We start from the raw sequence: 25,824 nt of genomic DNA, 5'->3' as shown, positions 1-25,824 counted from the left end.
CATGCAGCCAAGCTAGTCCCAATGATTTTATACTATTAAATACCTAGATCATTAACTATTTGTTGCTAAACTAGAATTTTGTAAGGGGCCTTGTTAGTTAACAAGCGAATGAGTCACTGAATCAAGGATGAAACATAATGACTACAACACAAGTATCAATGTACCGATTAAAAACCGCTCTGCGCTCTTTAATCGCGATTTATCGTTTACCTCAAGAACAAATAGATGCCTTTTTGCGTTCTTATGAAAGCTTTAACAAAGAAATGTCTGATGAAAATGAAGAGCAGAGTATTGCTAATTATTATTCCGTTCTCAATCATCTTTGCGCTCTAGGTGAAGTGGAAAAAATGTATATTCCACCGGTAATGGATCTAGCCAAAGGAATATTTGACAATCAACTCTTATTCGAAGAAAAAATGAGCCATGATTTAAATATAAAAGAAGGCGATAAAGTTTTAGATATGGGCTGTGGTAGAGGACGTGTGGCAGCTCATGTAGCGACGATGACGAACGCGAAAGTCACCGGATTTAATATTGACGATGTGCAATTAGCCAGTGCTCAAGAATATGCCTCATTAAATCAATTAACTGACAAATGCCAATTTATAAAAGCAAATTTGAATGAACCTTTTCCTTTTAAAAATGATTCCTTTGATTCCCTATATCAAATCCAAGTTTTAACTTATGCGAAAAATAAAGAAGAACTCTTCGCCGAAATGTTTCGTGTGCTAAAGCCTGGAGGAAAAATATCATTCCTCGATTGGGTACAACTGGATAATTACGATATGAATAATGCCCACCATCGTGATTTATTAAAACGTGTCAAACCCTTAATTGGTGCCATTGACACCCCTACCCCTGATGAAATTAAAAATACGCTAGAAAAAATTGGCTTTAAGGTACTGTTAAATAAAGACATCAGCGTGGGTGGTCATCAAGCACCACTTATAGAAAAAGCGGATAAATATTATGAGCATATGCAAAAACTAGTGTATTTCATGGTTAAATTACACCTGCTCCCCAAACACTTTAAAATATTATTTGACCGATTTGCACAAGATGGTGAGTCATTTATTGAAGCAGATCAATTGGGGCTTTTTACTACGAGTTGTCAAACAATCGCAGTGAAACCTGGCGCGAGCCTTCACTAGAATAATGAAACTCCCAGCTACTTCACGTAGATTGTCTGCGTAAAGTAGCGTTATTTACCATTTGGCGTCTCTTTGGATAAATGAGAGTGCTCCAAAACTCCGTGTTGGGCCGTGGCCCAACATGAAAATGTTACCCTGTGATAACTTGATTCATGATGCGCAACCCGCATATCATCGGGTTAAACCAGAAAAACGCCACTACTAGCTACTGCAAATTATGTCCGAAAAAACTTATTGGGTTTATATCCTACACTGCGCAAATCAAAGTTATTACACCGGTTATACTGATAACCTTGAAAAACGTTTTCAAGAGCATCTTTCAGGCAAGGGCAGTAAATATACGCGCAGCTTTAAACCCACAGCAATTGCTCAAAACTGGGAAATTAAAACCGGTAAATCAATAGCAATGCGCATCGAACGCTACATTAAAAAACTATCCAAGGCTCAAAAAGAGCAGCTCATACTCAATCCTTATTCAGATACATTAATCAACTTATTATCCAATGAGGAACTTACATAAGCCACATTGCCAACGCCATTGCAATCATCATTAGGTTTTCAGTTAAAGAAATAAAGCCTAATGGTACATTACTGTCACCGCCAACACAGGCACATTTCAACTCACGCTTATCAATATACACTGCTTTAAATACGGAAAAAGCGCCTACGCTGCCGATAAACAAAGCAATTGGAATAGAAAGCCAATTCAGTGCATGTGCACTCATCAAAACCCCTGCTAACGCTTCTGCAAAAGGATAGATATAGCTATAAGGCACCCAACGTTTGGCTAAAAGATCGTAATTTAGAAACATAGTTGAAAAACTTTCAATGTTTTGTAACTTGAACAGCGCAAGAACCACCATACTAAAAGAAATAAACCATCCTAGCGCTTTTAAAGTAAAGGGGGTATGTAAAACAGCATAACTCGTTGCCATAGCCATAAGCGCTGTAATGGCAAAAAGTACAATGACTGGTCGATAGCTTTTTTCTTTTGGGTCCCGTACGTTTTTACCAAAATAACGGCATAAATCATCATAGCCGCCAATGCGCTCCCCATCGATAAACGTTTGCGGGGTGGTCTTCACATTATGTTTTTCTTTGAATGCATCTACTTGTTCACGAGTAGTGAGCCAATTATCTTCCACTACATAGCCTCTACGCTGCAACAAATCTTTTGCCTTAAGCCCATATGGACAAGTATGTTTTGACATTACCATACGATAAAGAGTAGCTTTTTTGGCAACTACGTTGTTCATTTTAATTCTCCTTTGATACATAATTTAAATATAGGGTATGTACTATAGTACGGAGTCAAGCAATGGATAATAAAACCATTAGCGAATTTGCTAAATCATGTGGGGTCGGAGTAGAAACTATTCGTTATTATCAACGCAAAGAACTTCTTCATGTTCCAGCAATTAGCAAAGAATTAAGCGCGGGAAAAATAAGGCGTTATGGGGATAAGGATATAAACCGTTTGCAATTTATCCTTTCAGCCAAAAAAGCCGGCTTTACTCTAAACGAAATAAAAGAACTATTAGAATTAGATGCTAAAAATGATCGTGAGCGTGTACGAGAACTAGCTCAAAAGCGGATTGAAAAACTTAATTTAAAAATTACCGAATTAACCGAGGCGCGTGACTCACTCTCACACTTGGTGAAACAATGTAGGGACACTAAATCGGCCCCCTGCCCCATTCTTCTCACCTTTGATAAAGAGGCTTAAGTTACGGTCTTATTTAGCGAGCCAATCCTCATAAGTAAGCGCAAATCTAAAGTGATCGCACCATTGATTATTTACTTTAAGGTATCGAGGAGAAAATCCCTCTTTGCGAAAACCATTTTGCGTAACAAAACGAATAGATGGAGTATTGGTTGGCTGCACATTGGCTTCAATCCGATGTAATTTTAATTCTAAAAAATCTTTTTCAAGCCTCACTACAAATAACTTAAATAAGAAACATTATGTATTTTACTTCGTCAAATACACCCCTCATACCGTATTTTTTACGGTATTGCGGTTTGATTTCAGATATCATTAACGTCTAGCTGAAATTAATCGTACTAATAAATAATAAAAATGGCCACTCTAGACTCTAATAGTGATAATAAAGTTAACGAATTTATTCATGCCATTCAAAAGTATTTAAGCCATTGGAAATATAAATCGTTTGAGCGACTGGTGTCATTCTCAATCATCTCACTGCAAGCAATTACGTTATTTAATTTAATTTATACCTATGAAAGGACTTCTTCTTTTTGTTTAATATCAGTATTGATTATTACTTATATCATTACCGATTTTGTCAATGGTTTAGTACATATGTATATGGATAATAACACTTATTATACATCTGCTGCTGGACCTTATATTGCTGCATTTCACCTACATCATGCAAAATATTTTTATACTGTAAGGCACCCATTAAAGGTCTATTTTGATGAGTCAGGAACTAAATTTTGGTTATTGGTGTATTTATTTGCTTTAGTAGGGATTCAGTTCAATGTTCACTTGGGGGCTTCTTTAAATACAGGATTGGTCGCCTTTGGCATTTTTTCATCTGTTGCCGAGGTATCGCATTATTGGTGTCATAACGCCACTGAAGAAAATCGACTCATCCTATGGCTACAGAATCACCACATATTACTTTCTAAAAAGCACCATAGGGCACACCATTGCTCTGATAACATTCAGTATGCCTTTTTAAATGGAGTAACCGATCCGCTAATCAATCTAATTGCTCGTGGTTTTTATAAGGGCTATAAAAATCATGCAGACAAACATACACGTGCATACATACAACAGACGTTACACTAGTGTTAACGGCACTCTTCGTGCCAAAGTACGCTTTGGCACGAAAAAATACTGTCTTACATGATAGTGCAGTTTTCCTCAGAAACATAAATGGTCGTCGAGCTTGTTTTTAGAGCAGCAAACATGCTTAAAGCTCTTAGAAGGTGCGCATCAGCAATTTGCTTGCGCTCTAAAGCTCGCTCATAACTCGTACTTTCTTCTCGAGTAAGTGTCGTCTGTTCTTCCACTAAGGTTTCTACAAAACTTCCTTTATATTCTTGATAATATGTCACAAAGATAGTTAGAATATGTTCTATCTCTCCTTTGTTAAGAAATTTAAATTCGCCTGCATCAACCTTATTCTGTTGTTCCCAAAACTTATTCAAATATAAAGACAGCAGTTCTGGTGTAACTTCCATGGTAAATTCACGGTGAAAATGAATTACATCTGTTTCACCTTTATGAGTATGATTTCTTTTTATATGAGGGGCATCTGGACCGCGGAACCAATCAGCATTATATCCAGGGATAGAGCTTAAAAACTTCCCATCTAAATAGTCCCATGCTTTTACCGCAGCCTCTATCTTTTCGTCTTCTGCACCATAAAAATAAAGCGTTATAGTATTTTTAGAAATTTGCAGCTTAACAAAAGGTTCGCCTATTGATAGTTCTATGTTAAATGGCATAACGATTCCACCCGTTTTAGTTGAGAAAAAATAATAATACGGATGAAATATTAAGGAAATATTAACAATTTACTTCTTTTTTTCACAAAAAAATCGTTTTCTATACATCTTGCGCGAAACAATTTTTTATTTAATTAAAGAGAAGGCAATTAACTTTTTTAGGAAATGTGAAGGGTTAATTTCTCAAAAGAGGGATTAGCCCTTCACAATTAAGGAGGATATGCAACTTCACAGGACAGTGGAGTCGTTATTGGTGGAACAAAAAGATGCTAGAGACTATAATTGACCAATAAAATCACTTAAAATAAAAAAATAAACCGTCTACGCAGCTCCAAATGATTTATCCCATGCGGAACGAACCCAAATAATGCCTTTTACTTATAATTACAAACAACCTGACGAATATCATTTTAGTCTTGACTCAGTTCAGCTCGCGCAATTCGTTGCAACTGAATTACAATCGCACTCCGCTCTGAGTTCACTACGCATCTTGGACCTCTGCGCAGGTTGTGGGGTCGTGGGTATGGAGCTCTCCTGGCATCTGCCGGCAATCCGACAAATTGATTTTATTGAAGTCCAGGATATTTATACGGACTATTTTCATCAAAACTTGGCCCATATCAATCGCCCTGAACTTCAATGCCATTGGCATCTTATAAATTATGATGAATTGCATGAAAAAAAGTGGGAAGGAAAATATGATTTGATTATCAGCAATCCCCCCTATTTCCTACTCGGCCATGGAGTGCTATCACCTTCCGAATTTAAAAATCGCTGTCGATTTTATTTAGATAGCTCTTTTCAGAATTATATTCTCGCCTTAGAAAACGCCCTTGCAGATCAAGGTAAAGCTTATTTTTTATTACGCCCATTAAAACATCATGGTTTTGATTTATTTGCGCAGATACATACACTCCTCCAGGAAACAACAGCAGTCAAAAAAATAGCGAACATCCGTGGTACAGATATTATCTTATTAGAAAAAACTCGCTCTGCTGTGATTGTGTAGCAACATCAACAAATAATAAACACATTATCTGTTCTGTGTTAAGCTTTACGAATCTAAGAGCAACGAGTTTAGTCATGATTAAAGTTGGACAATTTAATAAATTAAAAATGGTACGAGAGGTTCCTTTTGGCGTGTATTTACAAGGAGGCGAATGGGGAGAAATTTTATTACCCAATAAATCAATACCAAAAGGCGCTTTAGTAGGTGATGTGCTGGATGTATTTATTTATTTTGATTCAGAAGACAAAATTATTGCCACAACCACACGCCCTCATGCCAAAGTAGGTAGTTGTGCTTTTTTAAAAGTAGTTGATGTAAATGCGGTTGGTGCGTTTCTGGATTGGGGATTGGACAAAGATTTATTAGTCCCTAAGCCAGAACAACATAGCCCCATGGAAAAAGGGAAATCTTATCTTGTCTATTTAAAGCAAGATCATCAGGGACGCATTATTGCCAGTTCAAAAATCGATTACTTTCTAGATAAGACAAAAGCTGATTTTAAACCTGGCGAAGAAGTTAATCTCCTTATTGCGGATACAACACCTTTAGGCCGAAAAGTAATTATTAACAACCGCCACTGGGGATTAATCCATGCAGATGATATTTTCCAAACATTGGGTTATGGCAAAAAGCTAAAGGGATACATTAAAAAAGTACGTGATGATGGCAAAATTGATGTTACTTTAAGACAGATAGGACAAAACAGCATTAATGACTTAGCACAACGTATCCTGGATAAACTGGAACAATCCAGTGGTTTCTTAGCCTTACATGACAAAAGTTCTCCAACGGAAATTCAGCTTGCATTTGCTGAAAGCAAAAAGAATTTTAAAAGCGCAATAGGGCAACTTTATAAACGTGGTCTAATTACTATTGAAGAGAAGGGAATTCGCTTACAAAGCACGAAAAAGAAAAGTTAGGTGTAAAACTCAAAGCACGACACCCTGGATTGCTTCCCTACGTTCGCAATGACGGGGCAGTATTTAGCAACACGATTGAAATTGAAGAATAATCACTCAAAACAATACTCCGTCATTGCGAGGAACGTAGTGACGAAGTAATCCAGGAGGCCGCGGCACAAAACTCTGAGCTTATGTTAACCAGAAGAATTAACCAATAAAAAAATTTACTTCTCAAAAGTTATCTTATCTTGAATGGGTGTGTAAGTAGATTTTGGGGCGATTAACTCATACTTTCTAGGATTGTTTTACTTCAGGATTGAACTCCATTGATTCAGATGGTATTTCATTGGTTGGTTTCTTTTTACTAAAAAAACTAATCGGACTAAAAATGCTAGATACCGTAACCACAACCTGCTTTCCCCACTTAAAAAGTGAACTGAAATTATCAACAATGGTATTTGTGAAACTCGCTGTTGTTTTGCCTATGTGTGAGCCAAGCCCTGCACCAGCGAAGCTTGCGGCAAGCATCGTACTTAAATAAAAGAGTTTTACTAAAGCATCTTCATTATTATAAAGCTCATAAAAGTGCATCATAATACCAATAATATTGGACATTGTTTTAATAAAGTGAATCACATCAACATGAGTTTCTTTCCTTATGAGCGCTGTGAGTTCAACTAATGCTAATGAATTAGTTAAACTAAAGCCCGCATTGCCTGAATAACTACGAATTAAAATAAAGGCAGTCAGCGAAAGTGCATTCGCCATCTCCGGATTTAAATTCAACAGCTTGATATGGGATAAAAAAGAGGCAACAGCTGATTCAGCAGCGCTATGTAAAAATCCGGTCCTTAGCCCATTCAATAGAATCCTTTCTGAAAACGGGGGGAACTCATAAATACGCGTACATATTTGTTGGTCCAATGGCCCAGGAACAAATGCATGCCCCTCTCCGTATGGGCAGTACTTATTCGAGCTACAAAAATTATCTGGGCTCGCCAATAGCCAATCATAACCCATAACGGTGCATCCCCTACCCTGAGCTATGACCAGCAATTGTTGTTTCACTGACTCGACTTCATGAGGATGAGCAATGCCTAAAGCATGGCCTATTTCATGGGGAATAGTATTTTTATACCGACTATTTGCCGCATTATAGGACAAACAGATTAGCGAATATTGATACCCACCATTCTCATAATGATTCCAGGCTTCACCTTGATGTCTAAACTGTTTACACAGAGCGAAGATGATTCCAGGCTGACTCGTAGAGAGAGTGTTTTTATAATTAAATTCTATGGTTTCACCACAAGCAACACGCCATAAACCAAGAGCAACCCTCACCCTTTTTTGGGTAGATAAGGTTAAAGGTTCCATTGTTACGTTCGGATGTTCTTTGTGAGCGCGTCTCTCTAGCGCAGCCGGGATGAAGCTAAGATCAAAAGTATAATTAATTGCCGTTGTTCTTGCATGAGGTGCTCTTTTCCACCTTCCCATAAAAAGTGCCGCAAATTCTTTATTGGTGAGCTTAGGGCACAAAATTTCAGACTTTTCGTTCACGTTGAGAAACCATCTATATAATTTTTGGCTAATGTAATCATGAAAAGAACATCAAGTCAAAAATTAAGTTAATCTTACTTCCCTTCTCTCTTCCCCTCTAAAATGCCCAACAAAAACATCCACCCCATTGCCATGACGTATGCTGGCAATGAGGCGACGAATGATGATGTGGATGGACTAGACGTGCAACAGAAGTAAATAGTTTATCGCGGTTATATCCACCGTAATATTTTACCGGAGACCAAGAAGGACTCACTGGAGGTAATGGCGGGTTAAATTTCAAAAACTGTTCACATGCATGAACAACCTCCCCACCAACAACCGTCATAAGTGAATAGATATCTTTGATTTCTTCATCCTGGACCTGAAAAAAGTTTTTTGAAAGAACTGCAAAATCAGCTAATTGGTTGGGAAGAAATGAACCTTTGTGCTCTTGCTCATTGGAAAACCAAGCACTTCCTTTCGTATAAAGCTCCAATGCTTTTTCACGAGAAAGAATATTATCTTCTTGATATAACGATTGTCCTCCCACCGTTTTTCCAGTCGTGAGCCAATACAAGCATAGCCATGGATTATAACTAGAAACTCGAGTCGCGTCCGTTCCCATGCCTACAGGAATACCTGCTTCCATAAGTTTAGTAATTGGTGGCGTGCGTATAGTTTTTTCTTTCCCATAACGTTCACTAAAGTACTCACCTTGAAAAGCCATCCTGTCTTGAATCGCAATACCTCCACCGAGTTTTTGTACTCGTTCAATAGACTTATCCGAAATGGTTTCGGCATGGTCAAAAAACCAGTGTAATTGATCAATGGGGGTTTCAGCGTTCACCTGTTCATAGACAGTTAATGCGCGCGCAATGGATTCATCATAAGTTGCATGCAATCTAAAAGGCCATTTATTTTGTGCCAAAACCTCAACGACTGGTTTTAATTGCGCTTCCATAACCTCGGGTAGATCAGGACGAGGTTGTAGAAAATCCTCAAAATCAGCTGCAGAAAAAACCAGCATTTCTCCCGCGCCATTATGACGGTAATAATCATTGCCTTGTTGGTATTTTGAGGTTTGTGTCCAATGGGTAAAGTCCTCAAGCTCATGTCCTGGTTTTTGAGTGAACAGATTATAAGCGATGCGTAAAGTGAGCTTATTTTCTTTATCTAATTGTTGAATGACGTCATAGTCATCGGGGTAATTTTGAAAACCACCGCCAGCATCGATGACGCTAGTAATTCCAAGGCGGTTTAATTCACGCATAAAATGTAAGGTCGAATTAATTTGATCGCTGCGGCCCAATTTAGGCCCTTGCGCCAATGCAGAATAAAGAATAATGGCATTAGGGTGCGCAATTAACATTCCTGTGGGATTACCTGATTTATCACGTTGAATTTTTGTTCCAGGAATTTCTTGAGCGTTTTTATCATAGCCAATCGTATGGAGTGCTGCTTTATTGAGTAATGCCCGGTCGTACAAGTGTAAAATAAAAACAGGTGTGTCTTTAGAAACTGCATTAATTTCCTCTAAGGTAGGCATTCGACGCTCTTTGAATTGAAATTCAGTCCAGCCCCCTACTACACGAACCCATTGCGGAGCTGGGGTACGGGCAGCCTGCTCTTTGAGCATATGCAGGGCTTCATTAAGACTGCGAATCCCATCCCAGCGTAACTCCATATTAAAATTTAAGCCGCCACGAATTAGGTGAATATGTGAGTCATTTAAGCCTGGAACTACTGTGTGCTTATGTAAATCGATTAACTTAGTTGATGAGGTTTTCAGCTTCATCATTTCCTCATCTGAACCAAATTGCACAAATCGATGATTTTTAATAGCAACAGCGGTAATTCTTTTACTGATACCTGAACCTTTAAAATTGCCATTGTAATAAATAGTATCCATCTCTAGGTTCTCCTATGAGGGGCCTGAAGGGAATTAATTCCCACAGCTCCCGGAATGATAAGGACTCGGCTCACTCCTGGACTTTTGCTTGTGTACCATGGTGTAAGCACAATCAACTCCCGTCAGGCCAAATAAATCCACTAAAGCTTTCTGTTTCCACAGAGGTAAGAATGGTAGGCACTTTGAATAATTTGCCTGCTTGGCTAGAGCACTCGTATTGTTTTTGAGGCTTTGGCGGTCAATAGTGGTGACACTAAAAGCCATTTGTGGGTGATAATTAATCATTAGAAGAACAGAGTTTTTAGGTGTGAGTAACTCGATTTGCTTATCCATAGCATTCTTCCTTGTATGAAATGTGGTGGATAAATAACCACCCCAGCCAATAGATCAAGTATAGGCCATATTGGATGTTTTACGTGCCAATCAAGGGGAGCTGTAATGTGGCAATGGTTACAAAGAATTTAAATAAATGTATAATTTTACGCACTTTTTGAAAAACGATTTAGTAAACACCAGGTAAAAGGATGCAGTTCACTAACCTCTTACTTTACTCATTACTTTGGTAAGGATACTCACATGAAAAAAATAGGGATAGGTGCTTTTCTTTTATTCATTATGACTCATGGCATAGCCCATGCAATGCAAAGTCCAGGTTTTGCTGTTGGATCTCAATATGACACCACCCACGTTTATGTTGCTCCTGAAAATTTTGATCGTTTTGTTTCCAGTTTTGTCAGCACTTTTGGTGGAAAAACATCAAAGAAAGGTGTTTTTCAAGTAACACCTACCCCCAGTCAGACAATGTCACAATTGGCATTAACTCCCGCCGGGACAATTTCTGTCTTTGGGTTTAAAACACCAATACCTCATCCATTTGGCACTGAAAGAACCGGTTATTTGGTTAATGATTTTGATAAAGCGATTCTGGCCGCACGTTCTGCTGGCGCTGATGTGCTCGTAGCACCCTTTACTGATCCAATTGGTCGTGACGCAATTATTCAGTGGCCAGGTGGTGTAAACATGCAAATCTACTGGCATACAACCCCTCCATCGTATGAACCTTTAGCAACAATTCCAGAAAATCGAGTTTATGTTTCCCCTGATCGCGCTAATTTGTTTGCTCAACGTTTCTCCAGCTTTGCTCGAGGCAAAATTGTTGCTGATGATCCTAAGGCATCAGGAATAGAAATTGGGCAGCCAGGGACTACTTATCGACGTATGTCTATAGAATCAGGCTTTGGTAAAATGCTAGTCATTGTGACGAATGGGCATTTAAACTGGCCTTATGGTCACGAAATGACCGGGTATGAAGTGCCAAACTTAAAAGAAACTTTAGATAAAGCACAAGCTGCTGGGGCGAGGATTCTTGTTGCACCAGTTACTTCTGGAGGTCGTATCTCAGCGATGGTTCAGTTCCCTGGCGGCTACATTGCAGAAATTCACGAGCAAATAAAGAGCAAAGAAGACTCGCAGAACCCCATTACTAAGCAGTAAATGAACCCCGGGGGTATACTGTTTTATAGCTTGCTGCTAAGTTCATGCACAGTACTCGGTAATCAGATCACAGCAGCAACTACTCTACGTAAAGTGGATTTCGAGCTGTGGAGGGAAAAAATTCAAATTATGTTGGCGTGCAGATTCAGTCTGGTTGGTAAGAGACCCTACCATTAACCTCTACCACTATGTCTAAAAAATAATGTATTATCTTTAGCGCATCTAAGTCCAATTAGGAAATTATGTCGCTTCAATTCTGCATCAAGAAAGGGATTTTTCTCTTCTCTAAATTAATTATAGCGTTTGTGTTATTCAACACATCGTTTGCCTCAACCCCAATCGTGAATGACATTACCTTATTAAATCCTATCGTAGTAAAAGAAATCCTGACTCCTAAATCTGTAGACGAGATAAGCCAGTTAATTAAAAATCATCCTGGTCCAATTTCAATTGGAGGGGGAAGATTTAGCCAAGGCGGCCAAATCGCTACGGATAATACTCTGTTTATTGATATGCGAGACCTGGATCATATTCTAGCGATTGATAAAGAAAGGCGTTTAATCACTGTAGAAGCAGGGATTACGTGGAGAAAAATTCAAGAAACGATTGATAAATATAATCTATCACTACAAATCATGCAGTCATTTTCCAGCTTTACTGTCGGTGGTTCGCTCAGTGTTAATGCCCATGGGCGCTATGTAAATGAAGGGGCGATTATTAAATCCGTCAAATCAATTAAAATTGTGCTTGCCAATGGACAAATCGTAAACGCCAGCAGAGATGAGAATAGCGAACTATTTTTCGGTGCCATTGGTGGCTATGCCGGACTTGGTGTCATTGTAGAGGCTACCCTCACTCTAAGTACGAATACTCCAGTAAAAAGAATAGCGCGAAAAATGAAAGTGGCTGATTATAAAGCATACTTTCTCCAAAATATTCGCCACTCACACAGTGCTATATTTCATAATGCCGATTTATATCCTCCTAATTTTCAATACATTAATGCCGTAACCTGGGAAAAAACAAAGGAACCTGTCACAATAAAAGAAAGACTAGCCCCGATAAGCCGCCCTTCTGCTTACCAAGAATTTCTTTTAAATTGGGTATCGGATACCAAATCAGGAAAATATTTTAGGCAACATATTTATAATCGATACGAAAATTTAGGGTCTATTATCGAATGGCGTAACTATGAAGCAAGTTATGATGTACTCAGCATAGAACCTACGTCACGGACAAAATCCACCTACGTACTGCAAGAGTATTTTATTCCCATCAATAATTTTGATTCATTCGCTAAAAAAATGATTTCTATCCTTAAGCAAGATCAGGTGAATGTTTTAAATATTTCCATCCGCCATGCACTACCCGACAATGAGTCTTATTTGTCATGGTCTAGAACTGAAGTTTTTTCATTTGTTATTTATTACAAACAAGGGGTTACCGAGCCAGATAAAATGCAGGTTAAAAAATGGACTTCTTCCTTAATAGATGCAGCGTTAGACGAGAAAGGAAGCTATTATTTGCCCTATCAAATTATTGCATCCAATACTCAGTTTTTAAAAGCATACTCACATGCTCCTGATTTTTTCCGCTTAAAAAGCAAATTTGATCCAGATTATAAATTCAGAAATAAACTTTTTGATCAGTACTATACTCCCAGGTCACCAGGAAATGCTAAAATGTAGCTATAAGGACGACCTTATCCATCATGGTTTATCATTTCTGGACGGCCAGACTAAGTTAAAAGGACTAATAAAATGGCCTGGATCTATTTATTTTTCGCGGGATTACTTGAAGTTGTTTGGGCATATTATATGAAGCAATCTTCAGGTTTTACGAAACTGCTCCCTTCGATTATTACACTTATCACCATGACTCTTAGCTTCATCCTTTTATCCATCTCCATGAGAAGCCTTCCCTTAGGCACAGCTTACGCCATTTGGACGGGGATAGGTACAGTAGGGGCATTTTTATTAGGTATCGTTCTTCTAGGAGAACCCACAAATTTAGCAAGAATAATCGCGGGATTATTAATTATTGGTGGGCTAATACTGATGAAGATTTCCGGTTAAAGAACCCTTACGCAGTCATTGCGAAAAACAGAGTGACGAAGCAATCCAGGAATGTGTGGCATGGCACCCGTGATTTGCACTGACTACAGGTTTTTAAATACTCGCATACCTCATGAATATTTATATGACATGAATAATAATACAAAATCCTATTTACAATGGAATTGGATAAAATCTATAACCGTTTTGACAAACTGCGAGTCCCAAAGATCATTATGACCTTTACCATCCAAGGCAACAAAGGTTTTGGGCTCATTGGCTTGATTAAAAAGTGCTAATCCTTGCTCAAATGGTATGAGCTGATCCTGTTTACCATGTAAAATAAGCAAGGGAGATTTAACCTTATTTATCCTCCCAATCGAGTCATATTTATCCCATGGTGCTATAAAAATCCACGGATAATGATAACGCGCAACAGCCGCTAAGGAAGTGAATGGGGATTGAAGCACCACAGCACAGGCAGGAAACTCTGTAGCCATTTTTACCGCGACACCGGTGCCTAGCGACTCACCATAAAGTACTAAATGCGCTGACGAAATACCTTGCTGCTGTAAAAAATGTATGGCGGTACGGGCATCAATATAAAGCCCCTCCTCTGTGGGGTTTCCCTTATTGCCACCAAAACCACGATACTGCAAAAGTAACACGCCAAATCCCACATCTAAAAATGCACGCGCTAAAAACATGCGATGGCCAATGTGACCGGCATTTCCATGGAAAAATAATAGGGTTGGTTGATTCTCTTTAGCCGCTTTATACCAGGCCAGTAACTCAATGCCATCACTGGTTTTAAGATGCAGTTCTTGCATATCCGTGGCATGATAAACTTGCCGACTAGGCACTTCCCGTGCGGGGAAATAAATCAAATTCCTTTGAAAGACAAACATTCCTAAGGAAAGAATAATGAACATCAAGCAACCAACCTTAAGGATATCTATCAGCATGTTCGAAAATCCTGAAAAGAGTTAATTGACTTGTATACTCTTATTATTGCCTCTACTCTATTTTTTTCAAGACATTCCCATTGCTTTTGAAGAAAAAGAGTAATGATCTCTTTGCCAGCCGCTACTAAGGAATAGTATTTTGAGTGTCTTCACTTTTCAGTCCACGTTAATTCATCATAGGACATTAACCAGCATCATTCTCCACATACGTCATCCAAAATAACTCCGTTCCTGATCTATATTTTACGACATACCGCAATTGAACTAAATAATATCTTGCTGTAGCATATGTGAACAAATATTATTGGCTACAGGTTCTTATGCTAAATCAAATGTTTACAAAATCTTTTATTTCTTCTGATTCCATTGTAATGCCTAATGTTTATGACATTTATGATGAAGAGGGACGGTATTTTATTAGAGATGCTCAGATTGAGATTAAGGAACAATTAGAAAATTTTCGCCAAAGCCCCGAGTTTAATCTATTAAAATCCCAGTATGAGTCATTATTGAACAAACTAAACGACTGGTGCGCTGAACATCAGTGCCGCATCATGCTGGATGATGAAACTATAAACATTGAGCAAGTAACTCCAGCTTTTGAGATCTTGAGAAACAGTTTATTTGATCGAAATAATTATTTCGGCGCCCATGAAGCCATATTTTTTTCAGAAGGAAAACAAGCACTCGAAGAACTATGGCTTTTATTGCAAGACGAGCTCATCCCTCTTGATGAGAAAAAAAATGCCTTAATGGAGTTGCAAAGAAACGTGGATGTATGTGCTGATGGAATTGTAACCCACATTCGGCAAGCCCAAAATGCTGTCAAAGCGTATAAAGGCATCAAGAATACCTTGCAAGCAATTAAAACCGAGTTCATTCGTCAACATAGCACTCCCTACGTTCAATCTCTATATTCTGATTCGGGTAATTACGAAGCCTTTGAAATTCATTATGCAAATGCCTTTTACAACCTTGTCGCTAAAGATTTTGGTTTATTAGAACAGGATGACACCTATATCGACGACTTAGAGAAAGAGATTATTCCTGAACATATATGGCATTACCAAAAAATGCTTCAGGAACAAGCCACACCATCTAGGATGTTAGAAATTTTATGGCTTAAGCTTCGCACTGATTTAAGCTGGATGTATAGTGAATTGAGCGATGAAATGAAATCGCTTAGCGCAAACGCTCAAGATTTTTCTCAAGAAGGGAATAATACCTTTTTATTTCAGCAAGAATCCATGCTGATCAGCCAGGTGTTAGAGCAATGGAACGCGAAATATGGGGCATTAATTACCTTGAGCTTCTATGATTTGGCCGCTCTTGATGACAAGAATATAATTGTTCTCCTGGAATTACCTGCTGTAATTAAAGCTCTTGAGCCTAAAATTATGAGAAATTTTAGCGAGCACTATCTTACCCCTACCCAACGGTTCACACTTAAAATTAATTCACAACTTACCGTTCATTTTCATCACGGCCTATTGTGGTGTGAAGACAATCAGTTACTAAGGACCATAACCTTAGAAGATTTCAGAAAAATTAATATTGAGAATTTAAATGATCATGACAAAGTCCATTATTGCTTCGTCATAGAACAGCTGTGTGTACTATTTCCAGAGGATACAAAGTCTTTATTAGCCTCTTTAGATGACGAGCTACTTAAGATAATCTGGAATAATGGTTTAATTAATTGTATTTTGAATTTAGAGGATATGTATCCACGTTCATTTCTAGACCCCACCCAGGAGAATAAAGCTGGTTTAAAGGACCTAATAATCCGTTATCCAAGGAAAATATTACATTATATAGCCAACAAGGATGATTATGAAACCAAGATGGCCATATTTGACGTGATCTGTGATTTTGAAAACGTAGGAAAAACAACTTTGCTTGGGTATGCCGCGCATGCTCAAATGTGGAATTACATATTTAATTTATTAGATAATTGCTACCTCACTAGGGAACAATTCCTAGCGACAATCTCTTATAATCAACATGACAATGTCAACATAGTATGGACTCTCGTTGCTGAACAACAATGGGGTTTAATCGAATCGTTAATATCTGACGGCCTTATTCATTCATCACATTTCTCCTCTTGCCCATTAAATGAAGAGAGTAGGTATAAAGAATATAATGTATTAGATTTATTAGCTCGTGGAAAACAATGGGATTTTATTGAAAATTTATTAGAAAAAGATGTAATTACTGCAGAATTATTAGTTCCTATAAGACAGGAAGCAATAAATGGACAAAAATTCTGGCGTGCTTTATTCCGCAATCAAAAATGGGAGTTAATTTCTCTTGTGGTGGAAAAAAAGTTAGTTACCACAGCCATGTTGACGCCAGTCAATGAAGATAGACGTGTTCTTGAGGAATTAAGCGCCAATTCTCAATGGAGTATACTTGAAAAATTATTCAACCAAGAAGGTTTAATAACGGAAGAGTTACTCCTTAAATCAAAATCAGCCTATCTCTTATTCAATTTTGTAGAAGCAAAACAAGTAGGTTTAATTAATATCCTTTTACAAAAAAAATTAATTACTCCTGCTGTAATAAAGCCAATCACAATTAACGATGAGAATATTTTTCATCTTTTAGCGCGCACCCAGCAATGGGAAATACTTAGAAAATTTTTTGATATTAAAGAATTAATTACCCCAGAAATATTTAATCTTCAAGTAAGCACATTTATCTTACCAAGTCGCGTAAACATCTCGAATAGGAAAGAATTCGCTCTGTGGGTACAGATGGTTTTGGAAAAATCACTTCAAGAGATAAATCTATTGTGGTTTTTAGCAAAGTATAAGCAGTGGGATTTAATTGATTTTCTTTTACAAAAAGAGCTAATTACATCCTCAATGCTCAGCTCCATGCCTGAAGTAACCATCGCATCAGAAAACATTTTTCAAGGACAAAATGTACTTTATCTGCTAGGAAAAAATTGTCAATGGGAGCTGCTTGAAAAATTCGCAAAAAAAGATTTAATTACTGCGGAACTACTCCACCCTAAAATTGTACTACAGGATACGCCAATCCCTGAGAGTGTTCATTTAACTGTGTCACCTCATTGCTTATCTAAGCCCCAAAGTTAGTCTGTCTTCAAAATAGATTTGTAGTTGGGACACGATAAGCGCCCAATTGTGCATGGGCTGATTCCATTTTTCCAGTACTTTCTGAGCAGCACAGTAAATGAGTTTGATAAGGGCGTTTTCGCTGGTGAATGCGCCTTTATTTTTAGTGTATTTGCGAATTTGTCGATGAAAACCTTCGACAATATTGGTCGTATAAATGATACGTCTGAGCTCTTCTGGATATTTAAAGTACTGTGATAGAGCTTCCCAGTGATTATTCCAAGACTTTATTACAGCAGGATATTTTTTTCCCCATTTCTCTTCCAGCTCAAGCAGATGATGCTCCGCTAAGTCTTTGCTTGACGCTTTATAAACAAGTTTTAAATCAGCCATAAAGGCCTTCTGGTCTTTGCTGACCACATACTTCAATGAGTTGCGAATTTGATGAACAACACAAAGCTGCACTTCAGTATGAGGAAATACTTCGGTAATGGCATCAGGAAATCCCTTAAGCCCATCGATGCTGGCAATAAGAATATCTTCTACCCCGCGAGCCTTAAGGTCATTTAAGACACCAAGCCAGAAACGAGCGCCTTCTGCCTCAGATAAATAGAGTCCTAGAATATCCTTTTTACCTTCTGAGTTAACAGCGAGAACCGTGTAAAAGGCTCGACTGATGACCTTGCCGTCAACACGTACTTTAAAGTGCATGGCATCAAGAAATACGATGGGGTATACCGATTCTAAGGAGCGATTGCGCCATTCAGTAATCAGCGGTAAGAGCTTATCGGTTATTAAACTGATTTTAGCGCTGGAGATTTCTAATCCATACATCTCCGATAAATGCTCGCTTATTGCCTCGTAGCTCATGCCTATCGCATAAAGTGCCAAGACTTTATTATCGAGTGACTCGTTGAGTACTGTTTGACGTTTTTTGACTATCTCAGGCTCAAAACTACCATCCCTATCTCGAGGCGTTTCCAAGTCAAAAACGCCAGTGGTCGATTTAATCGTTTTAGTCGTTTTACCGTTACGACGGTTGACGATACCTGTCTCAGAGCAGTCCATCATATGAGAATCCATTTCTCCTTCTAAGGCAGACTCTAATAACTCTTTAATTAAGGGGGTAAGGATTCCGTCTTTTCCTGTGAGCGATTGTCCTAATTTTAACTGCGCTAATGCTTCTGATTTGAACTCGTTGAAATCAAAATTCGATAAATCAATTGTCTTCTTACTCATATGCACCTCTTTTAAGTGTTAAATTATAACAAGTTAAAAGAGATGACACAGTTATTTAAACACTACCCAATCCCTAGCTTACTCTCTCTTTTACTTGATTATGAGCGATGGCATTTAATTATCATTCTTCTCGAAAAACAGCTAATCAATTCCAACTTACTCGAAAACATCCGTAAAATAAATAGTTCGAATGATTTTATGGTATTAGACTTATTGGTAAATGATTTGTACAACTTAAACCAACAGGACAGCGAAGATCTAAGTAGCTCATTTAAAAGTAGCTATTCACCCATTTTCTTTAATGCAGAAAATAGTAATCCACTAAAGCGTAAAAAGGATAAATATAATAATGAGATTTCTGAAGAAGCGGAAGAACAACAAAATATAAAAAGAAAAAGATAACCTTTTAAGTATATTTGTTAGGGGCTTATTGGCCCCTGGCTTCAACAGCTAAGTGCAACTTTTTTTCATTCAGTTAATGAAGGATACATCGGTCCGTCAAATTTTTATCAAGTACGATAATTTTATCTTGATCTATTTTAGGAACTTTATGAGTCTGTATCAAATCTTGAATAACCCATATTACGCCACGCTAATATGGGTTACAGATAAAGGAGGCCCTTAACATTATTTGCTCTAATGCTCACATTCTTGCTCTTCTTTGAGCTCCATGTCTTGCGATGATAATTCGTTTTTTATTATATATTTTTTTAAGAGATGCAGCACAATTCCCTCTATTTTATCATCTGTGTTTTCAAATGATTTTTCGATGCTTTTGTTATCCATAATCACTCCCTCTTTTATTGTCTAACAAACGTTTATTAGCAATCAAGATAGACCATTTTAGTTGGTGATTAATTTTTAACAATTATGGTTTTCCTCAAATACGAGATTAGTATAGAAAGTCTATTAGCGATAAGTTAGGCTATGATTAGTTAAACTTTTATGAACTCATTATGACTTTAAAATTTGGCTGGCTACATGAACTGTATATCAATTGGCAAAACGATCGCGTATCAAGCCTTGCCGCAGCCCTTGCTTATTACACCCTATTTTCTCTAGCACCTATTTTATTGATTTGCATCTCCTTAGTGGGAACATTATTTGGAGAGGATGCTGCCCGAGGGCAAATTTTAGGACAGGTCAGTTCCTTATTAGGAGAGCAAACAGCTCTCCAAATTCAAGAAATGATAAAAAATGTCAATCACCATTCTACAGCGTTCTTCGCACGCATTTTTAGTATTATCGTTCTATTATTTAGCGCCTCACGCGTATTTAGCTCCATTCAAGAAGGATTAAATATTATTTGGGGTGTTCAAATTCATCCTCATCAAAAATGGTTTGCGGCGATTAAAAATCAATTTGTATCATTTGCGATGATATTAATTTTTGCTTTTTTATTATTTTCTTCTTTAATATTAAGTGCCCTATTAGCTATTTTAAGCAGCCACATTAATTATTTTATTGGTACGAACATCTTCCTCGAACTCATAATTAGTCACTCATTTTCTTTTCTATTAGTCACACTACTCTTTGCACTTATGTTTAAAAGTCTGCCGTATATTGAGCTCAAATGGAGCAATATATGGGTCGGAGCCCTAATTACCGCCTTATTGTTTAGTCTGGGTAAAATAGCCATTGGCTTTTATTTGAATAAAGCCGAGATTGCTTCTGTCTTTGGTGCAGCAAGCTCAGTCATTGTGCTGTTAATATGGGTTTACTATTCAGCGCAAATTTTCTTTATAGGGGCGGAAATAACCAAAATTTATACAAATCATAGAACATCCTAAAGATGCAGGGAAAAACAACATGACAATATCTTTAATCCCATAGAATACCGTATTTTTTACAGTATTAAATAGAATCGGCTTACGCTAAACTGGCTTTTTTTACCTATTTCACAAACGTATGCTTATGTCTTAAGAAATGCAAATATTCCCCTCTCTCTCGAGCAGTGCTTTGACTTTCTCAACCAACTAGATAAGAAGAACTAAAATGGCTTACTTAAGTTAAATTTTTGAACAATTCAGTCTTAAGTTCTAAAATTATACTAATAAACCACTAATTATTTCTACCACAGTACTCTTTCTTGTGGTGTTCTTTGGACAACATGGAGCTAGGAATGGCGCGATCAATTTGGAAGGGAGACATTTCTTTTGGGCTGGTGTCTATTCCAGTCTCGTTGTTTTCTATAGAAGAAAATAATGAGATTCATTTCCACCTGCTTAATGTAAAAACGAGCTCTCGTGTCCGCTATCAACGTGTCGATGAAGAAACTGGTAAAGAAGTGCCCTGGGATGAAATCGTTAAGGGCTATGAATATGAAAAAGGTAATTACATCATTGTAAATGAAAAGGATTTTGAGAAAAAAAGTCCTGAACTATTTAAAACCATCGACATTGAAGAGTTTGTTGATCTCAATGAGATCGACAATTTATATTACGCAAAGCCCTATTACCTAATACCGGAAGGAAAAAATAAAAAAGCATATGTACTCTTGCGAGAAGCCTTGAAAAAAACGCGTAAAGTGGGTGTAGCCAAAACCATCCTACGCACTAAAGAATACTTAAGCCTAATCCTACCCCATCAACATAGTCTTCTTTTATATCTTATTCATTTCAAAGACGAAATTCGTGATGAAGAAGAACTAAATGTACCTAAAGAGGAAGCCAAAACTTATAAGATTTCAGATAAAGAAATAAAAATGGCTGTCGATTTAATTAATGATATGAGTGTTCCATGGAATCCTGACAAATACCACAATGATTATCGCGAAACCCTACAAAAATGGCTTGATCAACAAGTAAATAAATTAACTATTTCTGATAGAAAAACCACAAAAGCAGCCCCAAGTCATGATGCAGTTGTTGATTTTGTTTCTTTATTAAAAGAAAGCATGAAGCAAAAAACCAGAAAACCCTCAAAAATCAAGCGCTCTAGACATAAGGAGTAATGCCAATGAGGCTAGGTCCATACTTCGATACACTGTACAGGTGATTAAAGCAAAAAAAATTACTGCAGCAATTTTGCAATTAGTTTTATGAAGGCATTATATAGAAACAGATAAATAGCACTTATCAATCAAACCGAAGCTACAATTGGCTAAAATAATATGCGTTAAACGTCAAGAGTGGTAATTGGAGGATATACACCTCCTAAAGGTGGAAGAGATACTTTGGCTCACTTTTTAGGTTGTATAATAAACAAGGTGGATTGAATTTAATCATCAATATAGTCCTGGATTTACCGCGGCAACGGAAAGAGATATTTATCAGCTACTAGTACAGGATAAACAAAGCTTAAACCCATTTAGCTCCGTGCCTCCTGGCTCTGCCCACGCATACGGATAAAATCAAAATTTGTTTGTGAAGCACTGTTTGCTGAATGGTCTGAAACGGCCACTTACGCCACTAGAGCTTTAAAGGGTTACGATTTGACAAAAATCCAACCGAAGTGATAAGGTATATGCGAAATTATTAGGTGATCCCCCCTCCCCTTCGCAAGAAAAGAAATTTATTATCAGTAATCCACACCAGCTCTTATATCCAGATAATCAGATTACGAAACAACTTTGATAACAATTCACCCTTGCGTTTGCGCAACTATTAGAGCAGTTAAAACAGGTTTATATTAATAAAATGACCAAATCCAAACGATCCGGAAAAATTTTTATCGATTATTTGCGAAATCAGCGTACTACCTCGGCAATAAGCGTTTATTCAACCCCTGCCCGGCCACATACCCCTGTTTTACCCCCTTGCATGGAGTGAGCTAAGCAAAAGTACACTAAAGACAAATTATACACAATTGCAGCATTACCTAAACGATTAACGCAATCAAAAAGGATCCTTGGAGGATTTTTGGCATTTCGAACAATCATTACTCCTTGATGAGCTATTAAAATAAATATTCTAATTGCTCATAAACAAGTACCATTTACTAATGGCATAGCGAGCCCTGAAAAAAAATCCACGTGATTAGGAATATGAATTAATTTTTTCTAGGTGGAACTTTTTTACCTTTTTTTCTCGCTTTCGATAATCCAATCGCTATAGCTTGTTTTCGGCTAGTGACCTTTTTATCTCCTTTGCCACTATAGGCTTCGCCTTCTTTGTATTTATGCATTTCTTTTTCTACTTCTTTTTGTGCTCCTTTACTGTATTTGGTCATGATATTCTCCTTTATCTCTTACTTATATAATAGCCTGATTAGAGAGAGCCGATGGCACAATCAAATAGCGAATATAATAAAATAGGTGACCTATCATCCTAAATTATTTAATAAATAACTTATTTTAATGGAACAAAAACAATAATAAAGAAAGAAATATAATTGTTGATATTACATTTTTTTTCACATCAATTAATACTATGTAAATGTTCCATTAAAAATACCCTTTTCCTCGCCGCATACAATCATCCTAATATTAATCACTGTAACTCATAATTGAATCAAAAAAGGCTTTGTCGCCCAAACTGAGCCTAATTGAAACCGCCTTTCTTATCAAACCTGTGCGTACATCTTTCATAAGAGGCTTGGTTAGTTTAATCTTTTTCTCTAGCTCTAGAATTTGAGTTTTTGTTTCTTCAGTAAAAAATACTTGTGTCGCATTTTCCAAAGGGCCTTGATTTAATCCTTCATAAATATCATCAATGAGTTCACAGTAATCAAGATCCTTTTCGTATTCAGCCCATTTAATTTCTGCAAGCGTATATAAATAGTACTTAACCGCATCTTCAATAAGTAATGATTGCTTCCCTCGCCCACTGTATTCCTTATCAGCTTGTATCTTAAGCTTTTCTTTAATGTCTCTTGGAAAGCGTATGCATACAAGCCATTTTTCCTTTTTTTGTGGCGAAGCAAAAAACAACTTTTTACTTTTTCTTTTTTCAGTCATAAGCTTCCCTTGTTAGAATCAAAAAAATCAAAAATGTAATTTTTTCTTTATTTATCAATAAGTTACGGAAGCGTGACCCGGGTCACGCTAACTCTCCAGCAGCCATTTCCTTAATTATATTTAAAACCCGTTCTAGGCTCTTAAAAGACAATTCACCTTCAATCTCTTCAATTTCTGGAAACCTGGAAAGTAATAATGTTTGCATCTTAATGGACTCCTGCTCATCATTTACCTTAAACGTAGCAGACTTCTTGATAGCGCCACCTTGTCTTCCACGAGGCTTAGGGCTTTTTTCAAGAGGAATACTAAGTTGAGTTTCATTTAAATCAGGTTCGGCAGTTAAAGCATGCTCTATTTCATCATATGATTTAGGAACCAGGGCCCTAATTGTTTTAAAAGTTAATTTGTTTTCATGAATTCTCGAGAAGAAAACTGGAGGATAACTTTCAGGCTTCGTACAGATAGAACGCAAAGCACTAGCAATACTTTCATTAAAACCAATGATGCCAGACAACTCCTTTTTAGTGAGCGAGTGACTGCTTGGATCAGAAAATAATGCCTGTACAATTTGAAAGTTCTGAGAAACAGTCAAACCTTTTCTTAGATTATTTTCTGATAACTGTCTTCTTAATTTTCGATGTTTCACTTTTAGCTTAGCTAACATGCTCTCATCAGTGATCTCAATACAGGTCACTGTTGAAACGCCAGCCATCATTGCAGCAAGTCGTCGTTGATGACCTTCTAAAATTACATAGCCATATTCTAAATTTGAATTGCGGAAATAATCTGGATCATTTTGTCGGTCAGCCAAAAAAATCTCGATTGGCTGAATTAATCCATCATTGCGAATAGAAAAAGCTAAATCACGAAGTGCATTATAACTGTCTTCTAATGACTCACTATTCTCACAAGGCAATTCAGAATATTCAGGAATAACATAATCACCAGATTCTGAAAAATTACATAAAGATTGCTCCGTACCAATATGTAACATAGCCCGCAACCAGGCTTCGTCGATAATTTCACCTGGTCTTGGGTTCTGTGGGTCAGGAATCAGAGAAAAAGGGTCATGCTCAACAAGCTGCTTGCCCCGAGTAAATTTTAGATTCGCTGTAATGCCTGCACGTGTAATCGTATCAGGTTTATTCACTTTCGACGTTAACGAGCTCGCCATTAGTTTCTTTTTGATGGACACGTTCTTTTTCTCCCAATACTTTTTTATAAACAAATTCACCCAAAGCAAGTGCTTCAATAGCAAATCGATCATTATCTTTTAATTCGGTATAAGGTGCCGTAATAGGCGCTTGATCTTCATCGATATCAACAGCTCTTGGAGAATCATGAACTTCAATCTCTTCAATTAACAACTGGCTTAACATAGGATTAGACATAATGGTGTCAATTATACGATTCTGAGGAGTACGCTTGTTGTAATCCACTTTGTTTTTCAATAATCCAATAATTTTCGCTTGTGAATTGCTGGGACGATAGACATTTTGCCGATTGACCAAATCAACCATTCCAGCCAAACCTTGCAATGATTTGTTGCTAAGCTCTAAAGGAATTAGCACATGGGTAGCAGCCCGAATAGCACTTTGCGTTAAAGGACCTTTTGCCGGAGGCGTGTCAATCAGGATCAAGTCATAACCACAATCGATAAATTCGTCCATAGCAAAAAAATCATAGGGGCGCTGTACAATACTTTCAAGACTGTCACTGTATTCAAAAGCTTCGATATCCTTGATTAATCCCGCATCGCTAGGAAGAATATCTAAATTCTCAAGATCAGTTGGATAGGGTACTACAGGATTTTCAGTCCACATGTCCAAAGCCGATGAACGACCGTCCCAACCATCATCATCAGGGTTATTGGGATCGTAATCCGGATGCAATGGAGGCTTATAACTCGACATATCGCGAATACGTGTATCGCGAAGAAATCGATAAGACATATTGCCTTGGGGGTCAAAATCAAGGACCAAGACCTTTTTATTTTTTTTAAAAGCAATGTAAGTCGATATTAATTGGCTAATCAGGCTTTTTCCAACACCACCTTTATTATTAGCAACGACTAAAACTTTAGGTTTCTTCGTGGCCAT

General features: G+C 37.4%; 26 protein-coding genes and 1 pseudogene. 14 read left to right on the top strand and 13 right to left on the bottom strand.

Annotated features, from left to right (window positions below; all coding sequences use genetic code 11):
- Positions 1 to 137: 137 nt before the first annotated feature.
- A complete protein-coding gene (locus J2N86_RS14120; protein WP_252582623.1) occupies positions 138 to 1,151 on the top strand; it encodes a class I SAM-dependent methyltransferase in 1,014 nt (337 codons plus the stop codon).
- Between the two features lie 217 nt (positions 1,152 to 1,368).
- Entirely contained in the window at positions 1,369 to 1,671 is a 303-nt protein-coding gene (locus J2N86_RS14115; protein ID WP_252582622.1) for a GIY-YIG nuclease family protein, read from the top strand.
- Here the strand turns inward: J2N86_RS14115 and J2N86_RS14110 are convergent.
- Entirely contained in the window at positions 1,664 to 2,407 is a 744-nt protein-coding gene (locus J2N86_RS14110; RefSeq protein WP_252582621.1) for a glutaredoxin family protein, read from the bottom strand. The genes J2N86_RS14115 and J2N86_RS14110 overlap by 8 nt on opposite strands.
- Positions 2,408 to 2,469: 62 nt before the next feature.
- Here J2N86_RS14110 and J2N86_RS14105 point away from each other — a divergent pair, with 62 nt between their 5' ends.
- Positions 2,470 to 2,877: a MerR family transcriptional regulator gene (locus J2N86_RS14105; RefSeq protein ID WP_252582620.1), complete on the top strand. Its 408-nt coding sequence runs from the start codon at positions 2,470 to 2,472 to the stop codon at positions 2,875 to 2,877.
- 9 nt (positions 2,878 to 2,886) lie between these two features.
- On the opposite strand, the gene J2N86_RS14100 is transcribed toward J2N86_RS14105, so the two are convergent.
- Positions 2,887 to 3,090 carry a GNAT family N-acetyltransferase gene (locus J2N86_RS14100; RefSeq protein ID WP_322790925.1) on the bottom strand — a complete coding sequence of 68 codons (204 nt, stop codon included), beginning with the start codon at positions 3,088 to 3,090 and terminating at the stop codon, positions 2,887 to 2,889.
- Positions 3,091 to 3,231: 141 nt separating this feature from the next.
- Between J2N86_RS14100 and J2N86_RS14095 the strand changes: the two genes are divergently transcribed.
- Positions 3,232 to 3,969, top strand: a complete 738-nt coding sequence (locus J2N86_RS14095; RefSeq protein WP_252582619.1) for a fatty acid desaturase family protein — start codon at positions 3,232 to 3,234, stop codon at positions 3,967 to 3,969.
- A gap of 53 nt (positions 3,970 to 4,022) precedes the next feature.
- Here J2N86_RS14095 and J2N86_RS14090 read toward each other — a convergent pair whose 3' ends face one another.
- Positions 4,023 to 4,631: a hypothetical protein gene (locus J2N86_RS14090; protein ID WP_252582618.1), complete on the bottom strand. Its 609-nt coding sequence runs from the start codon at positions 4,629 to 4,631 to the stop codon at positions 4,023 to 4,025.
- A 367-nt stretch (positions 4,632 to 4,998) separates the two neighbouring features.
- Between J2N86_RS14090 and J2N86_RS14085 the strand changes: the two genes are divergently transcribed.
- A complete protein-coding gene (locus tag J2N86_RS14085) occupies positions 4,999 to 5,640 on the top strand; it encodes a methyltransferase (RefSeq protein ID WP_252582617.1) in 642 nt (213 codons plus the stop codon).
- A 74-nt stretch (positions 5,641 to 5,714) separates the two neighbouring features.
- On the top strand, positions 5,715 to 6,560 hold the full coding sequence (locus J2N86_RS14080) for a CvfB family protein (protein ID WP_252582616.1): 846 nt from the start codon (positions 5,715 to 5,717) through the stop codon (positions 6,558 to 6,560).
- A 276-nt stretch (positions 6,561 to 6,836) separates the two neighbouring features.
- On the opposite strand, the gene J2N86_RS14075 is transcribed toward J2N86_RS14080, so the two are convergent.
- The 3 genes and pseudogenes from J2N86_RS14075 to J2N86_RS14065 all read right to left on the bottom strand — a co-directional run.
- Positions 6,837 to 8,102 carry a zinc metalloprotease gene (locus J2N86_RS14075; protein WP_252582615.1) on the bottom strand — a complete coding sequence of 422 codons (1,266 nt, stop codon included), beginning with the start codon at positions 8,100 to 8,102 and terminating at the stop codon, positions 6,837 to 6,839.
- A gap of 97 nt (positions 8,103 to 8,199) precedes the next feature.
- The gene (locus J2N86_RS14070; RefSeq protein ID WP_252582614.1) at positions 8,200 to 9,993 is read right to left on the bottom strand and encodes an amidohydrolase; all 1,794 of its coding nucleotides are present in this window, start codon (positions 9,991 to 9,993) and stop codon (positions 8,200 to 8,202) included.
- Positions 9,994 to 10,114: 121 nt separating this feature from the next.
- Positions 10,115 to 10,326 (bottom strand): annotated as a pseudogene (locus J2N86_RS14065) (hydrolase); the annotation flags it as partial.
- Between the two features lie 282 nt (positions 10,327 to 10,608).
- Here J2N86_RS14065 and J2N86_RS14060 point away from each other — a divergent pair.
- From J2N86_RS14060 to J2N86_RS14050, 3 genes are all read left to right on the top strand, one after another.
- A complete protein-coding gene (locus J2N86_RS14060; protein WP_407659007.1) occupies positions 10,609 to 11,487 on the top strand; it encodes a VOC family protein in 879 nt (292 codons plus the stop codon).
- 242 nt (positions 11,488 to 11,729) lie between these two features.
- A complete protein-coding gene (locus J2N86_RS14055; protein WP_252582612.1) occupies positions 11,730 to 13,175 on the top strand; it encodes an FAD-binding oxidoreductase in 1,446 nt (481 codons plus the stop codon).
- A gap of 72 nt (positions 13,176 to 13,247) precedes the next feature.
- The gene (locus tag J2N86_RS14050) at positions 13,248 to 13,562 is read left to right on the top strand and encodes a DMT family transporter (protein WP_252582611.1); all 315 of its coding nucleotides are present in this window, start codon (positions 13,248 to 13,250) and stop codon (positions 13,560 to 13,562) included.
- A gap of 149 nt (positions 13,563 to 13,711) precedes the next feature.
- On the opposite strand, the gene J2N86_RS14045 is transcribed toward J2N86_RS14050, so the two are convergent.
- The gene (locus tag J2N86_RS14045) at positions 13,712 to 14,506 is read right to left on the bottom strand and encodes an alpha/beta hydrolase (RefSeq protein ID WP_252582610.1); all 795 of its coding nucleotides are present in this window, start codon (positions 14,504 to 14,506) and stop codon (positions 13,712 to 13,714) included.
- A 332-nt stretch (positions 14,507 to 14,838) separates the two neighbouring features.
- Here J2N86_RS14045 and J2N86_RS14040 point away from each other — a divergent pair, with 332 nt between their 5' ends.
- Positions 14,839 to 17,610, top strand: coding sequence for a hypothetical protein (locus J2N86_RS14040; RefSeq protein WP_252582609.1), 2,772 nt, complete (start codon positions 14,839 to 14,841; stop codon positions 17,608 to 17,610).
- Here the strand turns inward: J2N86_RS14040 and J2N86_RS14035 are convergent.
- Complete coding sequence (locus J2N86_RS14035) at positions 17,590 to 18,828, bottom strand: IS256 family transposase (protein ID WP_133138134.1); 1,239 nt, start codon at positions 18,826 to 18,828, stop codon at positions 17,590 to 17,592. The genes J2N86_RS14040 and J2N86_RS14035 overlap by 21 nt on opposite strands.
- Positions 18,829 to 18,870: 42 nt before the next feature.
- Between J2N86_RS14035 and J2N86_RS14030 the strand changes: the two genes are divergently transcribed.
- Complete coding sequence (locus J2N86_RS14030) at positions 18,871 to 19,230, top strand: hypothetical protein (protein WP_252582608.1); 360 nt, start codon at positions 18,871 to 18,873, stop codon at positions 19,228 to 19,230.
- Between the two features lie 234 nt (positions 19,231 to 19,464).
- Here J2N86_RS14030 and J2N86_RS14025 read toward each other — a convergent pair whose 3' ends face one another.
- The gene (locus J2N86_RS14025; protein ID WP_252582607.1) at positions 19,465 to 19,614 is read right to left on the bottom strand and encodes a hypothetical protein; all 150 of its coding nucleotides are present in this window, start codon (positions 19,612 to 19,614) and stop codon (positions 19,465 to 19,467) included.
- A 170-nt stretch (positions 19,615 to 19,784) separates the two neighbouring features.
- On the opposite strand from J2N86_RS14025, the gene J2N86_RS14020 reads away from it, so the two are divergent.
- The 3 genes from J2N86_RS14020 (at position 19,785) to ligD (ending at position 22,598) form a co-directional block, all read left to right on the top strand.
- Positions 19,785 to 20,618: a YihY/virulence factor BrkB family protein gene (locus J2N86_RS14020; protein WP_252582606.1), complete on the top strand. Its 834-nt coding sequence runs from the start codon at positions 19,785 to 19,787 to the stop codon at positions 20,616 to 20,618.
- A gap of 332 nt (positions 20,619 to 20,950) precedes the next feature.
- The gene (gene ku / locus J2N86_RS14015) at positions 20,951 to 21,781 is read left to right on the top strand and encodes a non-homologous end joining protein Ku (RefSeq protein WP_252582605.1); all 831 of its coding nucleotides are present in this window, start codon (positions 20,951 to 20,953) and stop codon (positions 21,779 to 21,781) included.
- Positions 21,782 to 22,466: 685 nt separating this feature from the next.
- A complete protein-coding gene (gene ligD / locus J2N86_RS16270) occupies positions 22,467 to 22,598 on the top strand; it encodes a non-homologous end-joining DNA ligase LigD (RefSeq protein ID WP_407659003.1) in 132 nt (43 codons plus the stop codon).
- A gap of 220 nt (positions 22,599 to 22,818) precedes the next feature.
- On the opposite strand, the gene J2N86_RS14010 is transcribed toward ligD, so the two are convergent.
- The 4 genes from J2N86_RS14010 to J2N86_RS13995 all read right to left on the bottom strand — a co-directional run bounded on the left by J2N86_RS14010 (position 22,819) and on the right by J2N86_RS13995 (position 25,824).
- On the bottom strand, positions 22,819 to 22,998 hold the full coding sequence (locus J2N86_RS14010; RefSeq protein ID WP_252582604.1) for a DUF6496 domain-containing protein: 180 nt from the start codon (positions 22,996 to 22,998) through the stop codon (positions 22,819 to 22,821).
- A 256-nt stretch (positions 22,999 to 23,254) separates the two neighbouring features.
- Positions 23,255 to 23,725 (bottom strand): hypothetical protein, encoded by a 471-nt coding sequence (locus tag J2N86_RS14005; protein WP_252582603.1) that lies wholly within the window; start codon positions 23,723 to 23,725, stop codon positions 23,255 to 23,257.
- Between the two features lie 82 nt (positions 23,726 to 23,807).
- A complete protein-coding gene (locus J2N86_RS14000; protein WP_252582602.1) occupies positions 23,808 to 24,920 on the bottom strand; it encodes a ParB/RepB/Spo0J family partition protein in 1,113 nt (370 codons plus the stop codon).
- Positions 24,868 to 25,824 (bottom strand): ParA family protein, encoded by a 957-nt coding sequence (locus J2N86_RS13995; protein ID WP_252582601.1) that lies wholly within the window; start codon positions 25,822 to 25,824, stop codon positions 24,868 to 24,870. Before J2N86_RS13995 ends, J2N86_RS14000 begins: the two co-directional genes overlap by 53 nt.

The organism is Legionella lytica (assembly GCF_023921225.1).
Taxonomy (GTDB): domain Bacteria; phylum Pseudomonadota; class Gammaproteobacteria; order Legionellales; family Legionellaceae; genus Legionella; species Legionella lytica.
The sequence above is the reverse complement of the archived record's forward strand: the minus strand, read 5'-3'. Positions and strand labels throughout refer to the sequence as shown.